The organism is Synechococcus sp. W70.1 (assembly GCF_047461515.1).
Lineage (GTDB): Bacteria > Cyanobacteriota > Cyanobacteriia > Thermostichales > Thermostichaceae > Thermostichus.
On sequence record NZ_JANSHH010000025.1, the window covers coordinates 175285 to 195950 of the forward strand.

20 protein-coding genes, 1 tRNA gene and 1 pseudogene are annotated in these 20666 nt (G+C 58.2%); 14 read left to right on the top strand and 8 right to left on the bottom strand.

What is annotated here, in order from left to right; all coding sequences use genetic code 11:
- The first annotated feature begins 32 nt into the window (after nucleotides 1–32).
- From rnz to dnaN, 6 genes are all read left to right on the top strand, one after another.
- Entirely contained in the window at nucleotides 33–989 is a 957-nt protein-coding gene (rnz, locus tag NW808_RS06395; RefSeq protein ID WP_414404960.1) for a ribonuclease Z, read from the top strand.
- Between the two features lie 40 nt (nucleotides 990–1029).
- Entirely contained in the window at nucleotides 1030–1872 is an 843-nt protein-coding gene (locus NW808_RS06400; RefSeq protein WP_414394019.1) for an RDD family protein, read from the top strand.
- 85 nt (nucleotides 1873–1957) lie between these two features.
- Entirely contained in the window at nucleotides 1958–2152 is a 195-nt protein-coding gene (gene rpmG / locus NW808_RS06405; RefSeq protein WP_414394020.1) for a 50S ribosomal protein L33, read from the top strand.
- Between the two features lie 10 nt (nucleotides 2153–2162).
- The gene (rpsR, locus tag NW808_RS06410; RefSeq protein WP_414394021.1) at nucleotides 2163–2378 is read left to right on the top strand and encodes a 30S ribosomal protein S18; all 216 of its coding nucleotides are present in this window, start codon (nucleotides 2163–2165) and stop codon (nucleotides 2376–2378) included.
- A gap of 15 nt (nucleotides 2379–2393) precedes the next feature.
- On the top strand, nucleotides 2394–3488 hold the full coding sequence (gene dusB / locus NW808_RS06415; protein ID WP_414404915.1) for a tRNA dihydrouridine synthase DusB: 1095 nt from the start codon (nucleotides 2394–2396) through the stop codon (nucleotides 3486–3488).
- Between the two features lie 636 nt (nucleotides 3489–4124).
- Entirely contained in the window at nucleotides 4125–5462 is a 1338-nt protein-coding gene (gene dnaN, locus NW808_RS06420) for a DNA polymerase III subunit beta (RefSeq protein ID WP_414420661.1), read from the top strand.
- A gap of 110 nt (nucleotides 5463–5572) precedes the next feature.
- Here dnaN and queG read toward each other — a convergent pair whose 3' ends face one another.
- The 4 genes and pseudogenes from queG to rpsB form a co-directional block, all read right to left on the bottom strand.
- Nucleotides 5573–6631, bottom strand: coding sequence for a tRNA epoxyqueuosine(34) reductase QueG (gene queG / locus NW808_RS06425; RefSeq protein ID WP_414420662.1), 1059 nt, complete (start codon nucleotides 6629–6631; stop codon nucleotides 5573–5575).
- 2 nt (nucleotides 6632–6633) lie between these two features.
- A complete protein-coding gene (locus tag NW808_RS06430; protein ID WP_414420663.1) occupies nucleotides 6634–8040 on the bottom strand; it encodes an amidohydrolase in 1407 nt (468 codons plus the stop codon).
- Between the two features lie 195 nt (nucleotides 8041–8235).
- Nucleotides 8236–8901: pseudogene (gene tsf, locus NW808_RS06435) on the bottom strand (translation elongation factor Ts); the annotation flags it as partial.
- A gap of 309 nt (nucleotides 8902–9210) precedes the next feature.
- Entirely contained in the window at nucleotides 9211–10002 is a 792-nt protein-coding gene (gene rpsB / locus NW808_RS06440) for a 30S ribosomal protein S2 (protein ID WP_414420664.1), read from the bottom strand.
- 210 nt (nucleotides 10003–10212) lie between these two features.
- On the opposite strand from rpsB, the gene NW808_RS06445 reads away from it, so the two are divergent.
- A tRNA-Pro gene (locus NW808_RS06445) sits at nucleotides 10213–10286 on the top strand.
- 452 nt (nucleotides 10287–10738) lie between these two features.
- On the opposite strand, the gene NW808_RS06450 is transcribed toward NW808_RS06445, so the two are convergent.
- Nucleotides 10739–11491: a 5'-methylthioadenosine/adenosylhomocysteine nucleosidase gene (locus tag NW808_RS06450; protein ID WP_414404910.1), complete on the bottom strand. Its 753-nt coding sequence runs from the start codon at nucleotides 11489–11491 to the stop codon at nucleotides 10739–10741.
- 115 nt (nucleotides 11492–11606) lie between these two features.
- Here NW808_RS06450 and NW808_RS06455 point away from each other — a divergent pair, with 115 nt between their 5' ends.
- The 5 genes from NW808_RS06455 to nuoK all read left to right on the top strand — a co-directional run bounded on the left by NW808_RS06455 (nucleotide 11607) and on the right by nuoK (nucleotide 15443).
- Nucleotides 11607–12074 (top strand): YbjN domain-containing protein, encoded by a 468-nt coding sequence (locus tag NW808_RS06455; protein ID WP_414420665.1) that lies wholly within the window; start codon nucleotides 11607–11609, stop codon nucleotides 12072–12074.
- Nucleotide 12075: 1 nt separating this feature from the next.
- The gene (locus NW808_RS06460) at nucleotides 12076–12822 is read left to right on the top strand and encodes a lipoyl protein ligase domain-containing protein (protein ID WP_414420666.1); all 747 of its coding nucleotides are present in this window, start codon (nucleotides 12076–12078) and stop codon (nucleotides 12820–12822) included.
- A gap of 145 nt (nucleotides 12823–12967) precedes the next feature.
- On the top strand, nucleotides 12968–14170 hold the full coding sequence (locus NW808_RS06465) for a TPM domain-containing protein (protein WP_414420667.1): 1203 nt from the start codon (nucleotides 12968–12970) through the stop codon (nucleotides 14168–14170).
- 277 nt (nucleotides 14171–14447) lie between these two features.
- Entirely contained in the window at nucleotides 14448–15056 is a 609-nt protein-coding gene (locus NW808_RS06470) for an NADH-quinone oxidoreductase subunit J (RefSeq protein ID WP_414420668.1), read from the top strand.
- Nucleotides 15057–15137: 81 nt separating this feature from the next.
- Nucleotides 15138–15443: an NADH-quinone oxidoreductase subunit NuoK gene (gene nuoK / locus NW808_RS06475; protein ID WP_414394380.1), complete on the top strand. Its 306-nt coding sequence runs from the start codon at nucleotides 15138–15140 to the stop codon at nucleotides 15441–15443.
- A gap of 129 nt (nucleotides 15444–15572) precedes the next feature.
- On the opposite strand, the gene metE is transcribed toward nuoK, so the two are convergent.
- Together metE and NW808_RS06485 are read right to left on the bottom strand one after the other, a co-directional pair.
- Nucleotides 15573–17816, bottom strand: a complete 2244-nt coding sequence (gene metE / locus NW808_RS06480; RefSeq protein ID WP_414410624.1) for a 5-methyltetrahydropteroyltriglutamate--homocysteine S-methyltransferase — start codon at nucleotides 17814–17816, stop codon at nucleotides 15573–15575.
- Between the two features lie 122 nt (nucleotides 17817–17938).
- Nucleotides 17939–18469: a low molecular weight protein-tyrosine-phosphatase gene (locus tag NW808_RS06485; protein WP_414420669.1), complete on the bottom strand. Its 531-nt coding sequence runs from the start codon at nucleotides 18467–18469 to the stop codon at nucleotides 17939–17941.
- Between the two features lie 148 nt (nucleotides 18470–18617).
- Here NW808_RS06485 and NW808_RS06490 point away from each other — a divergent pair, with 148 nt between their 5' ends.
- Both NW808_RS06490 and NW808_RS06495 read left to right on the top strand, forming a co-directional pair.
- Nucleotides 18618–18866, top strand: coding sequence for a hypothetical protein (locus NW808_RS06490; protein WP_414410623.1), 249 nt, complete (start codon nucleotides 18618–18620; stop codon nucleotides 18864–18866).
- A 27-nt stretch (nucleotides 18867–18893) separates the two neighbouring features.
- Nucleotides 18894–19544, top strand: coding sequence for an ABC transporter ATP-binding protein (locus tag NW808_RS06495; RefSeq protein WP_414410622.1), 651 nt, complete (start codon nucleotides 18894–18896; stop codon nucleotides 19542–19544).
- On the opposite strand, the gene NW808_RS06500 is transcribed toward NW808_RS06495, so the two are convergent.
- On the bottom strand, nucleotides 19535–20629 hold the full coding sequence (locus NW808_RS06500) for a murein hydrolase activator EnvC family protein (protein WP_414420670.1): 1095 nt from the start codon (nucleotides 20627–20629) through the stop codon (nucleotides 19535–19537). The two genes, NW808_RS06495 and NW808_RS06500, sit on opposite strands and share 10 nt — an antisense overlap.
- Nucleotides 20630–20666 lie beyond the last annotated feature (37 nt).

Consider the following 20666-nt stretch of genomic DNA (forward strand, 5'->3'; position numbering starts at 1 on the left):
GACGTTTGACCCTTGTGACGGATCCTAACGCCATCCGGGTTACCTTTCTGGGTACCAGCTCCGGCATGCCCACCCGCCAGCGCAATGTGTCAGGAGTGGCGGTGCAGTTTCCGCAGCGGTCGGAATGGTGGCTGTTTGATTGTGGCGAGGGCACCCAACACCAGCTCCTGCGCTTAGACGAGCTGCGCCCCAGCCAGTTGCGCCGCATTTTCATCACTCACATGCATGGGGACCACATCTACGGCCTGCCGGGACTGTTGGCTTCCTGCGGCCTAGGCAGCACTCCCCAACACATCGACATCTACGGTCCCCCCGGCCTGGAAGAGTATCTGAAGGCGGTGCTGCGATATAGCGAGACGCGGATCCCCTATTCCTTTCGGGTTCACACCGTAGAGACAGGTCTCATTCTCCAGGATCCGGAGTACTGGGTCTTTTGCGCGCCCCTGGATCACCGGGTGCCTGCCTTTGGCTACCGCGTGGTGGAACAGGACAGACCAGGCACTTTTAACGTGGCCAAAGCCCAAGCGGATGGAATCCCACCTGGCCCCCTTTACGGCCAGCTCAAAGCTGGGCAATCCATCTTCTGGCAAGGCCGTTGGCTCCACGGACGAGACTACGTGGGGGATCCCATTCCAGGCCGCAAGTTTTCCTACTGCACCGACACGACTTTCTGCCGCAACGCCGTTGACCTCTCTCGCGCCGCTGATCTGGTCATTCACGAGGCCACCTATGCCGAAGCCGATCGCGACTTGGCCCAGCGCGCCAAGCACTCCACTGCTGCCATGGCTGCGCGGGTGGCTGCCGAGGCCAAAGCCCAGACCCTCATCCTCACCCACTTCAGCCCTCGCTACACCTCGGATGGCCCCATCACTTTGGAAGACCTGCTGGCCGAAGCCCGGGCCATTTTTCCCAACACCCTCCTGGCTCGGGATCGGATGACCTACGAGATCCCTCGCCGCAGCCCTGTTCCCCTAGCGCTGGAGGTGTAGGTTTGCCTCGCTAGAATGGTAAAAACTGTCCCAACCAGCGATGACGGATCCCAGACCCTATTTCGAACGGCCCAAAACCGAACAACTGGACCAAAGCGCCAGCGAGTGGCAAACCTTTAGCGCCTTGCCCCCAGCAACCTCCCTGCCTCCTGTACAGGCCGAGCAATCGGCTAGGGTTCCCCAGGATGAGGAAACCCTGCCCAAACTGGCTCCCTGGGGCAAACGGGTCGGCGCCTTTGCTCTAGATTTTGGGCTGGGACTGGGGGTTTCCTACCTGGCGCAGGGCTTGGCTTCTCTGGTAGGAGCCGATGCGGCTGCCGTGGACATGACCGGCTACATTGCCTTTTTTGCCGCTTGGCTGGTGAACCGCGGCTACTTCCAATCTCGACCCGCTGGCCAGAGCTTGGGCAAATGGCTGCTGAACCTCAAAACCCTGGATCCGGAAACCGAGGCCTCACCTCACCTAGTTCGCTCCTTGGCCCGCGAGGGAGTGCTCTCGCTGTTTATCCTCACGGCAGCCCTGCTGGTGCCGCTGGCTGCCGACGGACTGTTTGCCTTCTTCGACAAGGAAAAGCGCCAGAGCATCCACGACCGCGCCGGGCGCACCCTAGTGGTGGAATCCGAGCAGGGCTACCACCTGGATGAAAAAGTCCTGCGGCTGCTACAAGAAATCCTCGAGGGAGAAGCTACTGAGGACGTTAAACTGGCTGCACGGGATCTTCTGCGCAAAGCCCAGCGCAACGAGGCAGTACGGGGTCTCTCCAGCCAGCTAGGGCGCCTCCGTCAGGATGTTGGCCGCAACACCCGCAGCCTTCGCCAGCAGACCAGCAAGCAAGTTAAAAGCTGGCTTGCTTCCCTCAAAGAAAAGTTGGATAATTGGTAGTTGCGCTTACACGCAAGCCCTTCTCCAACCATGGCTGTTGAGGTTGGAGAGGTGGCCTAGTACTCTCTCTGCAGAGGAATCCACCATGGCCAAGGGAAAAGGCGCTCGTATCATCGTTACGCTGGAGTGTACGGAGTGCCGCACCAACGTTAACAAGCGTTCTCCAGGTGTGAACCGCTACACCACTACCAAAAACCGCCGCAACACCCCCGGTCGCTTGGAGCTGAGAAAATACTGTCCCAAGTGTAACCGCCATACTCTTCACAAGGAGATCAAGTAGTTCTGGAGCTATGGTTTACGTTCGCCGTCGCTTGTCTCCCATCAAGCCGGGAGAACCCATTAGATACACTGACGTTGAGCTGCTCAAGAAGTTCGTAACCGAGCGCGGCAAAATCCTGCCTCGCCGCATTACGGGGCTAACCGCCAAGCAGCAGCGGCAAGTCTCCAAAGCCATCAAACAGGCGCGCATCCTGGGCCTTCTTTACTTTGTCAACAAAGAAGGGTAGTTGCGTCGGCTTCTAATGAGCCTGCAGCTTTCACCGCAGTTGCAAGCCCGAATGGCCCAACCCCTAGAGATTGGGGGAGTGAAGATCTTCAGTCGGGTTTTTCAGGCACCGCTATCAGGGGTAACCGACATGGTCTTCCGGCGGCTAGTCCGCCGTTTTGCCCCTCAAAGCATGGTTTACACTGAGATGGTCAGCGCCATCGGCTTGCACTATGCCCGCGAGTTGCCCCGCGTTATGGAGGTGGGGGAGGGGGAGCAGCCCATTGGCATTCAGTTGTTTGACTGCCGGCCCCATTTCCTAGCTGAAGCCGCTCGCATGGCTGTGGACGAAGGGGCAACCCTGGTGGATATCAACATGGGCTGCCCGGTAAATAAGATTACTAGAAACGGTGGGGGCTCTTCCCTGCTGCGAGATCCAGACACCGCTGCAAAAATTGTTGAGACAGTGGCCAAGGCAGTGGAGGTGCCCGTTACCGTAAAAACGCGCTTGGGCTGGTCGGACGAGGAGATTAACATTTTGGATTTTGCCTACCGCCTTCAGGAGGCAGGAGCCCAACTTATTACTGTACACGCTCGGACACGTGCCCAGGGCTTCAGCGGCAGAGCCCGCTGGGAGTGGATCCGCCGCGTTAAGGAACGTCTGCGCATCCCGGTCATTGCCAATGGAGACATCTTCTCCACTGCTGCAGCCGTGAAGTGTCTCGAAGAAACCGGCGCTGACGGGGTGATGTGTTCCCGCGGCACGATGGGCTACCCCTTCCTAGTGGGAGAGATCGATCACTTCCTTAAGACCGGGCAAGAGAGACCGCCTGCTACTCCCTTAGAGCGAATTCAAGTAGCCTTGGAGCATCTGCGAGGGCTTTGGGAATACAAGGGGGAGCGCGGGATCCGGCAGGCCCGCAAGCACATGACCTGGTATGTCAAAGGCTTTGCCGGCGCCTCCCACTTTCGCGCCCTTCTCTGCCGCATCGAGACGCTGCAAGAGGGAGAAGCGCTGCTGCTGCAGGCCATGAAGCATTGCCAAGATGCCGCTCCGGAGCCTGAGGATGAGGAAATGGGTGAGGCTCTTGAGAGAGAACACGCTGCCACTAAGGAAGCTCTTCTGGCTTAGCCACCCTTCCCCTTCCTTAACACCCTGCACTGAGGTAGCTTAGCTGCCCGCAAGCCACCTCTCCTAGCTGCTTGAAGGGAGCAGGCTACCAAGCTAGCTCCTGCTTTCCCAAAAAGCCCCTAGCCAATCCCTGCCAGGTCGCCCCTAACCTGGATGGGATCCCTCCTGAGGCTACTGCTGCCCAGTCTAGAGGATCCTCAAGGAGCAGAGCATTAAGTTTTGTAAACTTTTCAAGCTCCCGCCTTGCCAGCCTGTGGAAAACTTGTGGAAAACTTTGGAAAACTGTGGAAAACCTGTGGAAAAAGACCCCAGGTTATCCACAAGGTATAAATACCCTGTGGAAAAGACCCCCAAGTTATCCACAGATTTTCCACAGGCAGGGAATAAGCTCAAAGGCTTGCGGCGTAAGGCTTTGCTAATCGTCGGGCAATCAATTTCCACAATTTCCACAGGCCCTACTACTACTAGTTAAAAATTTAAATTGGGTAGGGATCGTGGTTTGTAATCTTCCTCGCGCGAGAGTGCAAGCTATAGGGATCGCCTGAGGCGAGTGGGTGCTAGGATTGGCATACTCAGCTCGCAAGTCCCGCAATGGTGCAAGCTCAGCGTCCTGTGGAGGGAGAATCCAGGGCTGCCATGTTCGCGTCTGCCCCGCGCGACGGCAGGTCTGGAGATCTCCACGGCGTTGACAACGCTATGGGCCAGCCCTTCCCCCAAGCGGGAGGGAGTCCTAGCGGCAGCCTTTGCTTTACCTGTGAGCAAGCCGAGCTCAGCCAGCACCTGGCAACAGTTGGGCGAGCGGTTGCCAGTCGCCCCGCCCTGCCGATTCTGGCCAACGTGCTGGTAGAAGCCAGTGCAGAAATGCAGCGTGTGGCGCTGACTGGCTTTGACCTCAGCTTAGGCATTCGCAGCGAGTTCGAAGCGGAGGTGAAGGCATCCGGTCGCCTGGCTTTGCCAGCCAAGCTGTTTGGCGAAATTGTCAGCCGTCTGCCTAGAGGCCCGGTTACCCTGAGCCAAGCTCAGGAGCGTGTCCTCCTCACCTCAGCCGCTGGCCAGTACCAGTTACGCAGTGTTGCCGCGGAGGAGTACCCCACCCTGCCGGAGGTGGCGATCCCTGCTGCCAGCGAGGTGGCTGCCGCTTGCCCCGGCGGGAGCGAGTCCCTTGAACACCCCGCGGCGCAGGCTCTAGAGGTGCCCATTGAGAGCCTACTGCAGGGCATTGACCAGACCCTCTTTGCTGCCTCTAGTGACGAGACCAAGCAGGTGCTCACAGGAGTGCATGTCAAGCTCGTGCCAGGGGATCCGCCACAGCTAGAGTTTGCAGCTACCGATGGACATCGGCTGGCCATAGCCCAAGTGGAAGTTGAGGGAATCCCGGTCGAGGTATCCAGGGGAGGACCTGACTTCACCATTCCTGCTCGAACTCTGCGGGAGGTGGAGCGCATCCTCAGCGCCCAAACGGTTGCCTCCAGGGTGGAGTTGCGGTTTGACCGGTCGCAGGTGCAATTTGTTCTGCACCCTGGCGCCAGCAGCGCTCAGTGCCAGCAGCGGATTACCAGCCGCCTTTTGGAGGGCCAGTACCCCGACTACAACCGTCTGCTGCCCAAGCAGTTTGAGCGACACGTAACCTTAGAGCGTCGGCCCCTGGTGGAGTCCCTAGAGCGGGTGGGGGTGTTTGCTGCCCAGCGGAACGACATCATCAAGCTCAGTCTCTCTGCGGCAACCCAAACCCTACGCATTAGCACCGAGGCACCCGACGTAGGCAGTGGCGAGGAATTGCTGCCAGTACAGATGACCGGCCCTGATCTCGAGGTGGCCTTCAATGTCCGCTACCTGCTGGAGGCTCTCAAGGTGTTCCACACGCAGCAGGTGAGCCTGGAGCTCAACGGAGCCACGCAGCCAGCCGTTTGGAAGCCAATTGGGGCGATGCGCCTCTGCTATTTGGTCATGCCAGTACAACTGCGGGCAACCTAGGGCGTTTCGCGGTTGGAAGAGTGCCATTCAGCAGGCTGAGAGGCGCTTGGTTGGCCACCTGGCGGGCTTGGTCCATAGTTCAGGGGCCCATGAGCCATCACCTTCGTCCATTACTTTGAGGGGCCTGAGAGTGTAGCGCTGGGGAGCTGCGCTGGCTGCTCTAGAGGATCCACTCGATGGCGATCTAATCCCGGCTCACCTACTGCCGAATCGGCATCTCCGTGGAGGGCAGCTTGGGCGTTGCGGCGCAGTCGGTGGGCCTTGAGCCGGCGCAAGGCAGAGGCGGGAAACCGGCGGTCGAACTCCTCATCGTCGATCCGGGCCAGTTCTTGGAGATCGGGGGCAACATTCCAAGGGTAAGGCTGAAAGTCGGGAAGGGGACTGGGCCGAGCAAAGCGCTGGTTCCAAGGACAAACCTCCTGGCAGATGTCGCAGCCGGCCACCCAGTTGTGCAGGTTCTGGGCAATCTCAGCAGGGATCCGCTCGGCGTGGCTTTCCAGGGTGTGGTAGGCAATGCAGCGGCGCGAATCCACTACCCCTGGGCTGACGATGGCCTGGGTGGGGCAGGCCTCCAGACAGCGGGTGCAGGTGCCACAGTGGGCAGTATGGGGACGGTCGGGAACTAGCTTGAGAGTGGTCAGAATCACTCCCAGAAACACCCAGGAGCCGTACTCGCGGGTAAGCAGGAGGCTGTTTTTGCCAATCCAACCCAAGCCCGCCTGCATGGCCCAGGGCTTTTCTGCCACCGGGCCAGTGTCTACGTAGAAGCGACCCTGGTAATTGGGAAACTGAGCTTGCATCCAAAGGTGGAGCTGTTTGAGTCGCCGTCCCAGCACGCGGTGATAATCTCGCCCCCAGGCGTAGCGGGAGATCTTGCCTTTGGCCGGATCCTGGCTGTGGGGGGTGGGAGTGTAGTAATTGAGGGCCACACAGATTAGGGATTGTACCCCCGGCAGCACCAGCTCCAGATTCTGGCGCCGCGGATCCGCCATCCAGGCCATGTCGGCAGCCATACCGGCAGCCAGCCAGGCCCGTAGACCTGCCCAATCGGGAGGGTTTGCCGCGCTGGCAATGCCGACTTTGTCAAAGCCCAGCGCCCGCGCCTGTTGCTTCACCTGCTCGGTGGCTTTGGCCCAGTCAATCTCTGACTCCCCAGGGATCCCCGCCATGACTACCCCGGCAAACCCATCACCTGACGGTAGCGGGCCTCCAGCTGGGCTGCCTGCTGAGAGCGGCGGAAGGGATCCCAGGAGCTGTGTCGAAATAGCTCCTGCCGCAGCTTGGCTACATCCACCGTCGTTACTTCGCCATCGGCCACCACTTGTTTTCCCCTGATCCAGACGCTGTGGACTGCTTGGGTGGGCCGGCCCAGCACCAGTAGCCCAATGGGATCCGTGCGAGGTAGCAGCGACAGTTGGGTGAGATCATAGAGCACCAGGTCAGCCTGCTTGCCCACTTCCAGAGATCCCAGCTTGTCCCCTAGCCCCAGGCCGATGGCCCCACCACGGGAGGCCATTTCAACGCTCTCGCGGGGGGAGATCCAGTGCCGGTAGTCGGGATCGGTGACGTTGTGCAGGATGGTGCCGATTTTGATCGCCTCTAGGAGATCCTGGGAGTCGTTACTGGCCGCCCCGTCGCAGCCAAAGGCCACGTTGATCCCCGCTTGACGGTATTTCAAGATAGGGGCAATGCCACTGCCCAGGCGCAGGTTGCTTAAGGGGTTGTGAACAACCGTCGAGCCTGCACGGGCCAAGATCTCGATATCGCCTGCAGTCAGCCAAACGCAGTGGGCTAGGGAAGTTTTTCGGTCTAGGTAGCCCAGGCGCTCCAGATGCTCCACAGCACTACAGCCGTACTTTTCCTGGGCCAGCAGTTGCTGGGCGCGGGTTTCCAAGAGGTGGGCGTGGCGAGGCAGGTTGTACTTCTGGCTGAGCTCAGCACAGCCTTCGAACAGCTGGTCGGAGCAGAGTTGGATGCCGGTGGGGGCCACCATTAGGCTGATGCCTTCCTCAGGCCGGTGATACTTTTGAACTGCCTCTTCCAGCATGGCCAACACCTCGGCGGTAGAGAGGGGATAGGCTGCCGACCCCCCTTCTCCACCCGGCAGGCAAGCGGGGAGAGCCTGATCCTGAAGCAGCGGACCAATGAAGGCGCGGATCCCGACCTCCCGATAGGCCCGCACGGCTGCCTCAACAGTGGCCAGCTCCTGGCCGGGAATGAGGATCAGGTGATCCACTACGGTCGTGCCGCCGCTAAGCAGAGTTTCCACCGCCGTCGCCAGGGCGCTGAGATAAATCTTTTCTGGATCCGGCGGCGCGTACTCATGGAGTTGCGCTAGCCAAAGTTCTAGCGGGTAGGGCGGGATGATCCCTCGCTGCCACAGCTCGGAAGAATGGGTGTGGGCGTTAACAAAGCCCGGCAGCAGGAGCTTGTTGTCAGCGTTCAGTTCCACGCTGCCTGGCGCCCCTGCCAACAACCCCTTGCCGATAGCGGCGATTTGCTCCCCTTCAATGCGGACATCTGTCGTCTCGTAGCCGCTAGCAGTGGGGATCAGCGCATTGCGCAAAACGTAGCTCATGGCGGGAACAGGAAAAGGCCGTCGGAGCCAAGCGCGCCAAGGTTAGCGGCTAAAGTTGGGCTGAGGCTATTTCTTCTTGGTAGAGCCCTTCTTGGCAGGCTTGCCCTCGGCGGCTGCGGGCTCAGCAGCCCCTGCAGCAGGCTCGGGAGGAGCTGCCTCCGCTGGTGTCGGCTGAGGCTCGGCCGGGTTCAGACCTGCCTGGGCAGCCACTTCAGCGGCAAAATCCGTCTTTTCTTTCTCAATTCCTTCTCCCAAGACAAAGCGAGCAAACCGCCGCACCCGGATGTTTTCTCCCAGCTTGGCGATGTGTTGCTTGACCAATTCCTCTACGGTGATCGAGGGATCTTTGATGAAGGGCTGATCCATTAGAGATAGCTCTTTCAGGCGCTTTTCAAGGCGACCTTGGATAATTTTTTCCCGCACATGCTCGGGCTTGCTAGCCAGATCCTCTTTGCCCATCTCGATGGCCTTCTCCCGCTCCACCACTTCAGGAGGGATCTGGTCAATGCTGACGTACTCCACGTTTTGGCAGGCGGCAATTTGCTTAGCGATGTCCTGAACCAGCTTTCTAAACTCTTCGTTACGGGCTACAAAGTCTGTCTCGCAGTTGACCTCTACCAAAACGCCGATCCGGTTGCCGAAGTGGATGTAGCTATCAACAACTCCCTCAGCGGTAATGCGGCCAGCCTTCTTGGCTGCTCCTGCTAAGCCCCTCTGGCGCAGCAAGACGATAGCCTTCTCCCTGTCGCCGCCAGCTTCTTCCAGGGCTTTTTTGCAATCCATCATGCCTGCGCCTGTTTCTTCGCGCAGTTTTTTGACAAGTTGGGGATCGATTTTGACACTGGTCTTGGTGTCGCTCATGAGAGTTCCTCAGCTAAAGTGAAGGATATGGCGCGGTGTAAGCTGCACCTGGCTAAAGCTAGGGGCTTTGAGCAGCCTTACAGTTGGCAAGCCAACCACAGATCTCCAAGCTGGGTTACAAAAGCAGCTCCCCAGAGTACGCCGCGCCGCTAGCTATTTACTCTTGTAGCCTAGCACGGGAGGGGTTCCCTCTCCCCGTCGGAAGCTCCGCAGCCGCTCCCCTGGGAAATAATTCTAAACCTAGCTCCCCAAGGGTATGGGGCAGAAAGGAGGCAAGGGAATGCCAGGGGGTCTGGAATCCCTTTGGGGCTACTCGCCCTCGTCGGCTTCGCCTTCGTCTCCCAGATCTTCCAAAATGTCCTCTTCTAGATCCATAGCCCCCTCGTAGTCGTACTCTTCCTCTTCGACGGTGTCGAGCTGCCCATGCCTCCCCTCGTAGATGGCATCGGCCAGCTTGCCTACAATCAGCTTGATCGCTCGAATGGCATCGTCATTAGCGGGGATGAAGACGTCGCTGAGGTCAGGGTCACAGTTGGTATCTAGGAGGGAGATGATGGGGATCTTAAGCTTGATGCATTCTCGGACGGCGTTGGCTTCGCGCCGCTGATCGACGATAATCACAGCGTCGGGGAGCCGGCGCATGTTTCTGATGCCGCCTAGGTACTTCTCCAGCTTGGCCAACTCACGCCTTAGGCGGCCTGCTTCTTGTTTGGGCAAGCGGTCGAGCAGGCCACTGTTTTGCATCTCTTCGATTTCTTTGAGGCGATCAATACGGGTTCTCATCGTGGCCCAGTTGGTGAGCATGCCCCCCAGCCAGCGCTGATTGACGTAGTAGCTGCCACAGCGGGTGGCTTCGTGGGCAATGATCCCAGCAGCTTGCCGCTTGGTGCCGACAAATAGGAAGCGCCAGCCTTTCTCAGCACCCTCCCGCACGTATTCATAGGCTTCATTGAGGTAGCGGGCTGTCTGCACCAAGTCAATGATGTGGATGCCGTTGCGCTCAGCAAAAATGTAGGGCCGCATCTTGGGGTTCCAGCTGCTGGCCTTGTGACCGAAGTGAACTCCAGCCTCCAACAGTTGAGGCAAAGTAACAATGCTCATGGTTCAGTTATCTCCTACGGGTTAGCCTCCGCCTGAACAGATCCCAGTTAAGGGCACCCGGTGGTTCAGGCGTGTGGGATTTTGACAGCCTAACCAGGCTAGCATGTCCCTTGCAGGATTTGGCAGCCGGGGGGGAGCTCTTGCCAAGATCCAGTTTCTAGTGCTAGCTTAGTAGAGCACCTCCAGAGAGGATCTCTGGTACAGGTGCGTCGGGGCGTAGCGCAGCTTGGTAGCGCACCACTTTGGGGTAGTGGGGGTCGAAGGTTCAAATCCTTTCGCTCCGACTTAGCTTAGAGAGAGCCCCTGTCTAAAGGCAGGGGCTGAAGCTTTTTTCTGGCGGTAAGCTACTCCAGGGCTAAAGGTTGAGGGCTCCGTCTCGCCGGCGCGAACAGGGAAACTGCTGCCGGGAAGAAAGTAGCATTTGCGCTAGCGGTGCGAGGTTCTTAAGCCTGCTAGGTGGCTTCTATCTTGGCCACTTGCACCGGAGTAGGATTAGTAACTTCTGTTAGCGGGCGGCGCTTCCTCCCCGCGGCTAGATTGATGAGGGCTTTCCTCTAGTCCTCGACTTGAACTCCATCCGTTCGCATAGCGGGCCGGAGGCCACTTTGGGGCACACCGGGCAACCTCGCCAACGCACCTTTCTGCCTTCATGTGGATTAGCTAAGCCTAGTAGGAGCGGGAAGAAAGCCTCAACCTGGAGCAAAAGTCCGCTTTTTTCCGGAGTTGTATAAGTCTTTCAGAGCGGAGGAGGCAAGCTTTGCAAAACGCTGTGAACCACCGCTGCCGAGTTGAGAGCCGCTGTCTGAAAAAAAGTTAGAAAATCGGTATCGCTTCCTACATCGCTGACCGATCGCACCAGCAGACAAGGGATCCCAGCTTCTTGCGCCACCCGCACCACTGCCGCTCCTTCCATTTCCACCACCAGGGCCCCGGTGCGCTCGCGAATTTGGCGCCGTAGGTTGGCGTCGGCCACAAATACATCGCCGGTGGCTACTAGACCTTGGTGGATGGCCGGTTGCCGTCCCTGCAGAGGGTGGAGGGGGATCCGCTCCAGCTGAGGCACAATCAGGTCGTAGAGGGCCCTATCGGCCTCGGCTAGAGGATGGCGCAACTCGGGAATGAAGTCGATCCCCAAGACAAAGCCCTCTGGGCGGCCAGTGCCAAAATCGTGTTCGATGGCGGCATGGGCCAGCACCACATCTCCCATCTGGAGATGATCGGCCAAGGCGCCGGCCACGCCGGTAAAGATGATTCCCCCGATGGGGAAATGAGCCACCAGCAGAGCTGCCGTAGTTGCCGCCCGCACCTTGCCCACCCCCCCTTGGACCACCACCACCGGCTGCCCAGCCAGGGATCCCTGATGGAACTGCCGCCCCAAGTAGGTATGGACGGAATGGGTCTCCATGGCCTGGGTGAGCATGGCCACTTCTTCTGGCAAGGCCCCCACAATACCAATAGCTTTCTGGGATGGGCTAGATGCAGTTGCCATAGCGCTTGCAGTTAACCCAAAGCAGCTCCATTCTGGCGCAAGCTGGATCCGGCTAGGAGCTCAGACTCCTAGGGAGTATAGTTAAGGTGGTTGACAGGGAGTAGGGAAAAAGGCCATGGCCTACAGCGAGCCGCTCATCGAACGTTCCTCAGAGGTTTTTCCAGGACTAGTGGAAGAGCCCCCTCTCTACGTTGAAATAGTCTCGGCGGTGGTTTCCAGCCTCAAAGAAGATGCCGCCTACGAAAACCACGAGCAGGGGCACACCTGGAAATTCACCTACGGCACGGTGGAAGTGTTCGTCCACCTGAGCGGCGAATCCCCCGAAGATACCCTGTTGGTGTGGTCTCCCGTTCTCTCTCTGCCGGTGGCGGAGCCGGCTAAGCTTATGCAGAAGCTGCTGGAGAAGAACTGGAGCGACACTCTGGAGGCGCGCTTTTGCATCTGGAACAACCAGGTGGTGTTAAACCATTACCGCACCCTGGAAGGGATCACCGCAGGCGAGATCTCCCGCGCCATTACCATTGTGGCCAGCCTGGCCGACGAGTACGACGAGCCGCTCCGAGCAGAGTTTCCGCCTGCTTGAGATGGGATCCCAGGGCTCTTGGCTGCCCTATCGCGTGGCCGCTGGCAACTGGCAAATGGAACAGGACTTTTGGCTTTTGCAGCGGCTGCGCCACGCCCCTAGGCCCTACTTGCGCTTTTATGGCTGGGATCGGCTCACCCTTTCTCTAGGTAGGCATCAGGTTTGGGATCCCCCGCCAGGGATCCCAGTGGTGCGCCGGCCCACGGGGGGAAGGGCGGTGTTGCATCAGGCGGCTGAAGAGGGGGCAGAGCTCACCTACAGCTTGGTGCTGCCCCTCTCTTACCTCCAAGCTCGCCTACCCCGTTTGCAGCGAGCCTGCGTGTACGACTTCTGCTGCCGCTTTTGGGTTCAGGGGCTGGCCGCGCTGGGCGTTGAAGTGGATCCGCCTGTTTCTGCTCCCAGCCGGACGGATGGTCAGAACCGCCCAACCCCAAATCCAGGCTACCGCAATAAAATCAGTTGCTTTGCCTCCCGTACCCGCGCTGACTTGAGCTGGCGAGGCAAAAAGCTCATGGGCAACGCCCAACTGTGGCAGCCTTGGGGGATCTTGCAACAGGGATCCCTCCTGTTGCGGCCCAATTTAGAGCTGTGGGAACGGTATCTGCCCGGCTCGCAGGTGATTGGTATCTACAACATTTGCCCCACGGCGCCAGGGATCCCTGCTTTGATCGAACATTTTCTCCAGGCCGCCCGGGAGTGCTTTGAAGTGGAATGGCAAGAAGAAGCCTGGCTCCCTTGGCCGGACTGAGGGCCGGTTGCTGTTAACAATTACTAGCAACAAGAAGCGGCTTTTCTCAACCGTTCCCCAACTCCCCTCTCTCCCTGGGAAAAGGACTGCCAGTCTAGCCGAGACAGCTGTGCTAGAACCTAGGCAGCGCTCAGCCAGGTAAGCCATGCCGAAAGTTTGGGCGGCAGTTTTGCTAGTTGTATCCCTGCTGCCGCAGCCCGCTTGGGCCATTACCCTTGAACAGGTGCCCAACCCCCGCCGTCAGTACGGAGGGTGGGTTTCCGATACCGCCAACGTCCTCAGCAGCAGCACCGAAAACGAGCTCAACCGTCTTATCACTCAGCTTGAGCATCGCACCAGTGCCGAGATGGCAGTGGTTACCGTGCCGAATACTCAGGGATATGCAACACCAAAAGACTTCACCACGCAGCTATTTAACTACTGGGGGATCGGCAAGGCAGGCCAAAACAACGGGGTTTTGTTTCTCATCTCGGTAGGGGATCGGCGGGTGGAAATCGAAACGGGCAGGGGCCTGGTCGCTATCCTCCCCGACAGCCGAGTCCAGCAGATTATCGACCAGCAGATCCTGCCTCGGTTTCGCAATGGGGATTTTGATGGCGGCACTCTGGCGGGGGTGCGGCAGTTGACCTCGGTGTTGCAGGGCCAGCCCGTTGCAAATGTTCCTGCGGCAGCTTCTGGAGTTACCACCTCAACGATTGCAACTTCTTCTGGGGCAGTGGCCCAGGGCATTGATTCTTCCCTGGTGGAAGGGATCCTGCTGCTATTGGGGATCATCATCCTAGGGGTGGGGTGGCAGCGCTCCCGCTTGCCGGTCTACCTAAAGGCCGAGCGAGGGACAAGACGAGCTATCCCCCTGACCCGTCGAACTCAAGAGGCGGCTACTCTCTCTTCGCTCCTAGAGGCGGCTGCTCTCTCTTCGCTCCAGAGCAATCCCATTCGACTGTTTCTCTATTCCGGCTCCCTTTGCCTTGGCCTCTTCCTGATGTCGGCCAGTGGCAACTGGCTGGTGCTGACGCTGCCCCTCCTGGCGGCTGTGGTGACCGACGGCACCCTGTGCCAGAAGCAGGGGATCCCCTTTCAGCCCGTGGTCTGCCAAAGCTGCGGTCGACCCATGCGCCCCATCCAGGCGCAAGTTCTCGATACGTGCCTCTCCCCGGGAGATCGCTTGGCCAAAAGCCGGGGCAGAGCCAGCTACTACGGCTGGTTTTGCCCTAGCTGTCAGGGGGCAGCTGTGGTTGTTCGCGAGAATGCATTTTATCGCCACCTCTATTGCCCCCGGTGTCAAGCTCTCACCCTTGACTCACCACACAGGTTCTCAGGGAAGCCACCTATTCCTCTAGCGGCTTGAAGCTGGAAATCCTGAGCTGTCCTATCTGCGGGTACCGCAGCGAGCGAGAGGTGGTCATCCCCGAGCTCAGCGACACAGACACAGATTCAGACTTCGGTGGAGATTCAGACTTCGGTGGCGGTAGCAGCATAGGTGACGGAGCGGGCGACAGTTGGTGAGACCCAACTCTAGAGATTTCTCTATCGATCTGAAAAAGGAGTCGGGCTTCTCTTAAATCCGCCAGGACAGTACAGTGGTAAGGGAGCAGCAATAGAAACTGGCTAAGGACGGATCTCTCATGACCCTCGGAGAAGGCGTACAACTGGTTACGTTTGTGGTGCTATCGGCGATGGCCATTGGCTTCGCGCTAGGCGTGGTTTGGGCCCCCAGCATTGTCTATTCCGGTTTTCTGCTCGGGGGCGTTTTCCTGAGCATAGCCGGGCTGTACCTTCTTTTGAATGCTGATTTTGTGGCTGCCGCCCAAGTTTTGATCTACGTCGGCGCCGTCAACGTACTGATCCTGTTTGCCATTATGCTGGTGAACCGGCGCTACACCTTTGCCCCTCTGAAGCTGGGCTGGCTGCGCAACGGAGTGACAGCGGCAGTGTGTTTGGGTCTGTTTGCCCTGCTTACGGTGATGGCCTTCAACACTCCTTGGCCTCTGCAGCCAATCCAGCCTCTAAGCAGCGCTATGGTGATCGGGGGGCATTTCTTTAGCGATTATCTGTTGCCGTTTGAGCTGGCCTCCGTTCTGCTGCTGATGGCGTTGATTGGGGCCATTGTCTTGGCGCGGCGGGAGTTTGTTCTTCCCCAAGCCGGAGAAGGGGATCTGAGCTTGCTGGAGCGGGCCCGACCCCAGCTGGAATCAGAGTCAGAACGACCGGTAGAGCTGGTGAGCACCCGCTAAAGCTGACTGCTCTCGACCATAAAACCTAGAGCTTTCCCGAGGCCCCTGTCATTGTGTATCTACATGGAGCTCATCGCGATGTTGCAACTGCAGTTTTTCTTGGTAGTAGCAGCGATCCTCTTTTGCATTGGCATCTATGGGTTGATCGTTAGCCGCAATGCCATTCGGGTGCTGATGTCCATTGAGCTGATGCTCAATGCAGTGAACCTCAACTTTATGGCCTTCTCCAACTTTGTCGATTCAGCTCTGATTCGCGGCCAGGTGTTCTCGGTGTTTGTCATCACCGTGGCTGCTGCTGAAGCCGCTGTAGGCTTGGCCATTGTGCTCGGGATCTACCGCAATCGCGCCACCATTGATATGGAGAGATTTAACCTGCTTAAGTGGTAGCCTATCAAGCTAGCGCCGGGAGAACACCCACCGTTAGCACTTGCCAACTAAAGTAGAGGCGGTGTAGTGGCCTGTAGCAGAACCCTCTAGCTTGCCACCACCGCCTCCTCTCTATGGCGGCAAGTTGTTTTACTGGGCTGAGGAAGAGATTTCTTCCCGCAGCGTTTTTGCTGCTGCCACCATGTTCTTCAAAGCAGGGATGACCTCCTCCCAGCGGCGGGTTTTCAGTCCACAGTCAGGATTTACCCAGATTTGCTGCAGTGGCAGAAGCTCCACAGCGGTCTTCAGTTGTTGAACAATCTGCTCTACAGTAGGTACTACTGGGCTGTGGACGTCGTAAACTCCATTCCCCACTTGATGTTGGTAGCCTGCCTCCGCAATTTGTCGCAGGGTTTCGTTGTTGCTGCGGCTATTTTCAATGGACAGTACATCTGCGTCCAAGCGCTGAATGTGGGGCATGATGTCGCCAAACTCTGAGTAACACATGTGAGTGTGAATTTGGGTTTCCGGCTTAGCAACGCCTGCAGTCAAGCGAAAAGCGTCTACCGCCCAAGATAAGTATTCATCCCAACGTTCTTGCTTTAGGGGTAGACCCTCCCGCAGGGCTGGCTCATCAATTTGCACCATCTTGGCGCCTGCAGCCTCCAGGTCAGCCACCTCATCCCGCAATGCCAAAGCAATTTGCATTGCCTGCTCCCGTCTTGGGAGATCGTCCCGTGCAAAAGACCAATTCAATAGGGTTACGGGCCCTGTTAACATCCCTTTTACAATTTTGGAAGTCAGGGATTGGGCCACACGAAACTCCCGCACCGTCATGGGCTGGCGGCGCGCCACGTCACCATAGATAATGGGTGGACGTACGCAACGGCTACCGTAGCTCTGCACCCAGCCGTGTTCTGTAAAGGCAAAGCCTTCTAGCTGTTGCCCGAAAAACTCCACCATATCGGTGCGCTCGAATTCCCCGTGAACCAAAACGTCTAGCCCCACCTCCTCCTGCCACCGAATGCAACGGGCAATTTCCGCATCAATGGCTGCTTCGTACTCCGCCTGAGTGATCTCGCCACGTTTGCGCTTGACCCGCAGTTGTCGTACTTCCTCAGTTTGGGGAAACGAGCCAATGGTGGTGGTGGGCAAAAAGGGCAGTTGAGGCTGCAGAGGGCGGCGTTGGTCGTAGGGTAGAGCACGCTCCAGGCTTTGGGGGGTTATCTGGCGAACTCGCTCCCGTACAGTTGGATTTGGGGGGCTAAACTGGGCAAATTCCTGCCACTGGGCTTCAATGACAGCCAGTTGCTCTTGGGCTGCTGAACCTCCCTGGGCCAGGAGGACAACTTCCTCTAGCTTCTGTTCTGCAAAACTCAGCACTTGACGCAGAGGAGTGGGCAGGTGGGTTTCCCGTCGGGCATCATAGGGCACAAATTGCAAGGACGCAGAAGGCTGAATTCGCAAATTGGTGGTAACCTTTTGGATGCTCTCTAGGATAGAAAGCACCCGCTGGGGACGAATTTTCCAGACGTTGCGCGCATCAACCAGACCCACGCCCAATTGCTTGCTCCGGGGAAAGCCATATGTCTGCAGAAGTTCTAAATTGTTCCCCCGCGTAAAATCTAGACCAATGCCTGCCACTGGCAATTCCACAACCCAGGGATAGGTGTTCCCCAAGTCATCAAAATAGGTTACAAGGTGAATTGGAACCTCCGCAGTGGCCAATTGGGTATACGTAGTTGTAATTGCTTCTCTTAGGGCTTCTGCTCGGCTTGTAACTAAGATTGGCTCGTGGAACTGCACTTCAGTAACGCCACGGGCAGCGAGCTGCCTCAGCAACTCAGCATACAAGGGCAGTAAACGATGCAAATGCTCTTGCAAACTTCCCTTGAGGCGACTCAGGCAAAGTAGGGTTACGGGGCTAAGAATGATGGGAACAGCTCTTTGTCCCAGAAGGCTTTGTGCTTGGTTAACTACTTCCAGGAAACTAGAAAAATCCGCTTTAGGTTGAGTATCCTCATCGATCTCTGGCACTAGGTAATGGTAGTTGGTATCAAACCACTTGGTCATTTCCAGGGCCGGGATATTCTCTTTCCCTCGGGCCATGGCAAAGTACTGGTCGAGACCCGACAAGTGGCGAAACCGCTTGGGGATCAGTCCCAAAAATACAACCCAGTCCAGAACCAAGTCATAGAGAGAAGTGTCTCCAATACCGATATGGTCAATACCTGCATCTTTCTGGGTTTGCCAGTTGGCCAACATCACCTGTTGCAGGCTTTGGTGGAGACTAGTCGCGTCAGATTTTTGACTCCAAAAGGACTCCAGCGCCTTCTTCAGCTCACGATTTTTACCAATTCGGGGGTAACCCAAAGTTGCTGTGGGAAAGGTCATAGCTCCACCCTTACAAAAAGTACACTTCCGGCTGGGAAAGAGTTTTCTGCTAGGGGCTAGTTGTTGTAGAGAAGCTTCTAGGCATTAACCGACTATTCTAGGGCCTTACCTAGCAGGCCTGCCTATGCAGCAGGAGGGGATGCAGAAGGCTGGGAAGGCTGGGTTGGCAACGGCGGGCATTGGATCCCAGGGATTAGCGACTCTAGGAGACCGCTGCAGGCATCCCAAAGTAGCTCGATGACATAGTGAAATCCAGCCTCGCCCCCATAGTACGGGTCTGGAACTTCTTCATCGGTGTGAGAACGACAGTAGCTGCAGATTAGGCGCACCTTCTCGGCGTATTTCCTCTGGGGATCTAGGCTCAGGATATCTCGGTAATTTTGCCGATCCATGGCCAGGATCAAGTCGAACTCCCGCAGATCCAGAGGATGGATTTGGCGGGCCCGGCCCTGCAGCTCTAGCCCGTAGCGCTGGGCAACCTGGCGCATGCGCCGATCCGGCGGGCTGCCAATGTGATAGGCGGCTGTCCCTGCCGAGTCACAAATGATGGCTTCTTCGTAGCCGCTGCTGCGCAGCAAGTAGTTGGTGATTCCCTCAGCAGCGGGAGAACGGCAGATGTTGCCCAGACACACGAACAAAAGCTTTTGGGTCATGAGTGACAGCAGTGAGCGTTTTCCCTTGTATTATCTCGCGGAAGTAGGCAGGGGCGGAGAAAACCTCCTCCCGAATCTTGCTGGGTTTGGGCGGCAGCAGAGTGGATTCTTGGCCAAAATGGAGCTAGTTCCGCTGGTTAAGTCCTCTATGCCAGATGCCACTCACTACCCCCATCCTCAGGATGTGGCCAATCTTATTCTCTACCTGCAAACGGAGCTAGCTCTGTTCGAACAATGGGCTGCCCAAGAAGGGATCCCACCTGCCGCCCTGCGCCCAATCGAGCGGTCGCAAGAAGCTTTGCGTCGGGCTGTGGATCAATTTGAGCTGCGGGAGTGGTACCGCGAACTCACCTATGGCTTCCGGGAGCAGCTTGGGCGCCTAGAAGAATGGCTTTAGTCTTCAACTCTTCCAGCTCAGGCGCCCATGTTGCAGGTGCAGCACCTTTTCTACCATCCGGCAGCCCTTCCCCAGCCGATTCTTCGCGACCTCTCCTTTGAGCTGGGCTTGAACCAGTTGGGGCTGATTGTGGGCAAAAGTGGGGCTGGCAAAAGCACCCTGCTGGAAATTTTGGCCGGCTTGGCGCGGCCCACACGCGGGCGGATTGCCTGGGGAGGAACAGAGCTCTCTCCTCAGCAGCTGCGCAGCCTGGCAGGGCTGGTGTTTCAGTTTCCCGAGCGGCACTTCTGTGGCCTGACGGTGCTGGAAGAAATGCGCTTTGGCCACCCGGAGCTGACCCCAAAGGAAGTTGAGAACGCCCTCAAACAAGTGGGACTAGAAGGGATCCCTCTCCAGAGCTCCCCCAACCGCCTCAGTGGCGGGCAACAGCGGCGCCTGGCCTTGGCGGTGCAGCTTGTTCGCGGCCCCCTGTTGCTGCTGCTGGATGAGCCGACAGCGGGGCTAGACTGGTCGGTGCGACAGCAGGTGATCGAGCTGTTGGCCCGGCTGAAATCCACTTGGACGGTGCTGGTGGTTTCCCACGACCCAGAGGAGCTGTCTTCTATTGCCGATGTGCGCTGGCTTTTGCAGGCGGGATCCCTGCAGCCCCTGCCGGCAGAGGCGTTGCTCTACAGATAGCGGTGGGGATCGACCGGCTGGCCATTGACTCGCACCTCAAAGTGAACGTGGGGGCCGGTGGAAAGGCCAGTGGAGCCGGAAGCAGCAATGACTTGCCCGCGCTGAACCTTTTGGCCTACCCCTGCGGTGATGCGGCTGTTGTGGGCGTAGAGGGTCGTGATACCGCCGCCGTGGTTGACAATGACCGTGTAGCCGTAGCCGCCGTACCAGCCGGCGTAGATGACGGTGCCTCGGTCTGACGCTCTCACGGGGGTGCCAGTGGGCACACCAAAATCGATCCCGGTGTGGAAGCGGCTGATGCCATAGATGGGGTGAACCCGCCAGCCGAAGCCGCTGGTGATCGGCCCGTGCGCCGGTGGGATCAGCCGGCCTGTTCCCTGAACAGGATCCCTGCCCCCTCGCTGCTGAGCCTGTTGGGCGATCAGGTATTGGATGAGACGGGTCAGCTGTTGGGAGTCGGCTTCCAGACGCCGTTGGGCTGCCTCGTAGGCAGCACGCTCTTTGGCCAAGCGGCTTATGAGCTGCTCTTGGAGGGCAGCCTGCTGCTGCAGTTGGTTTTTCTGGGCCGCCAGCTCCTGCAGGATTAGGGAGATCTCGTTGCGCTGCGCCTCCAGGGCAATGCGCTGTTGCTCCACCTCCTTGACCATCGCCTGCAGCTTTTGGATTAACTGCCGATCCGCCTCGATCAACAGTTGCAATTGGTGGCGGCGGTCAAAAAACTCGTTGAGGTCACGGCTGGTGAGCAGCAAAGCCCACCACTGTTCAGCTCCCTGCCGCTGCATGTAGCGTAAGCGGGCAGCCGTACCCCGTTGCTGCCGTCTCAGGCGCTCTTCCAGCTCTTGCAACTCTTGCTGCGCTTGCTCTAGCCCTTTCTGGGCTTGCTCGAGCCGGTATTGGTTGTCCCGCAGGCTAACTTCGGTCTGTTGAAGGTTTCGCTGCAGGGATCCCATGCGCCGGCGGGCTTCTTCTTCAGCTTGGCGCAGCTCCCCAAGACGGCGCCGGGTGCGCTGGATTTGCTGTTGGATGTGCTGCTGCCGCTGTTGCAGTTGGTGGACACTCTGCGCCTGCGATGGAGCAACCCTCATCCATCCTCCCCACAGCAGGAGGGCCAGCAACCCCAGA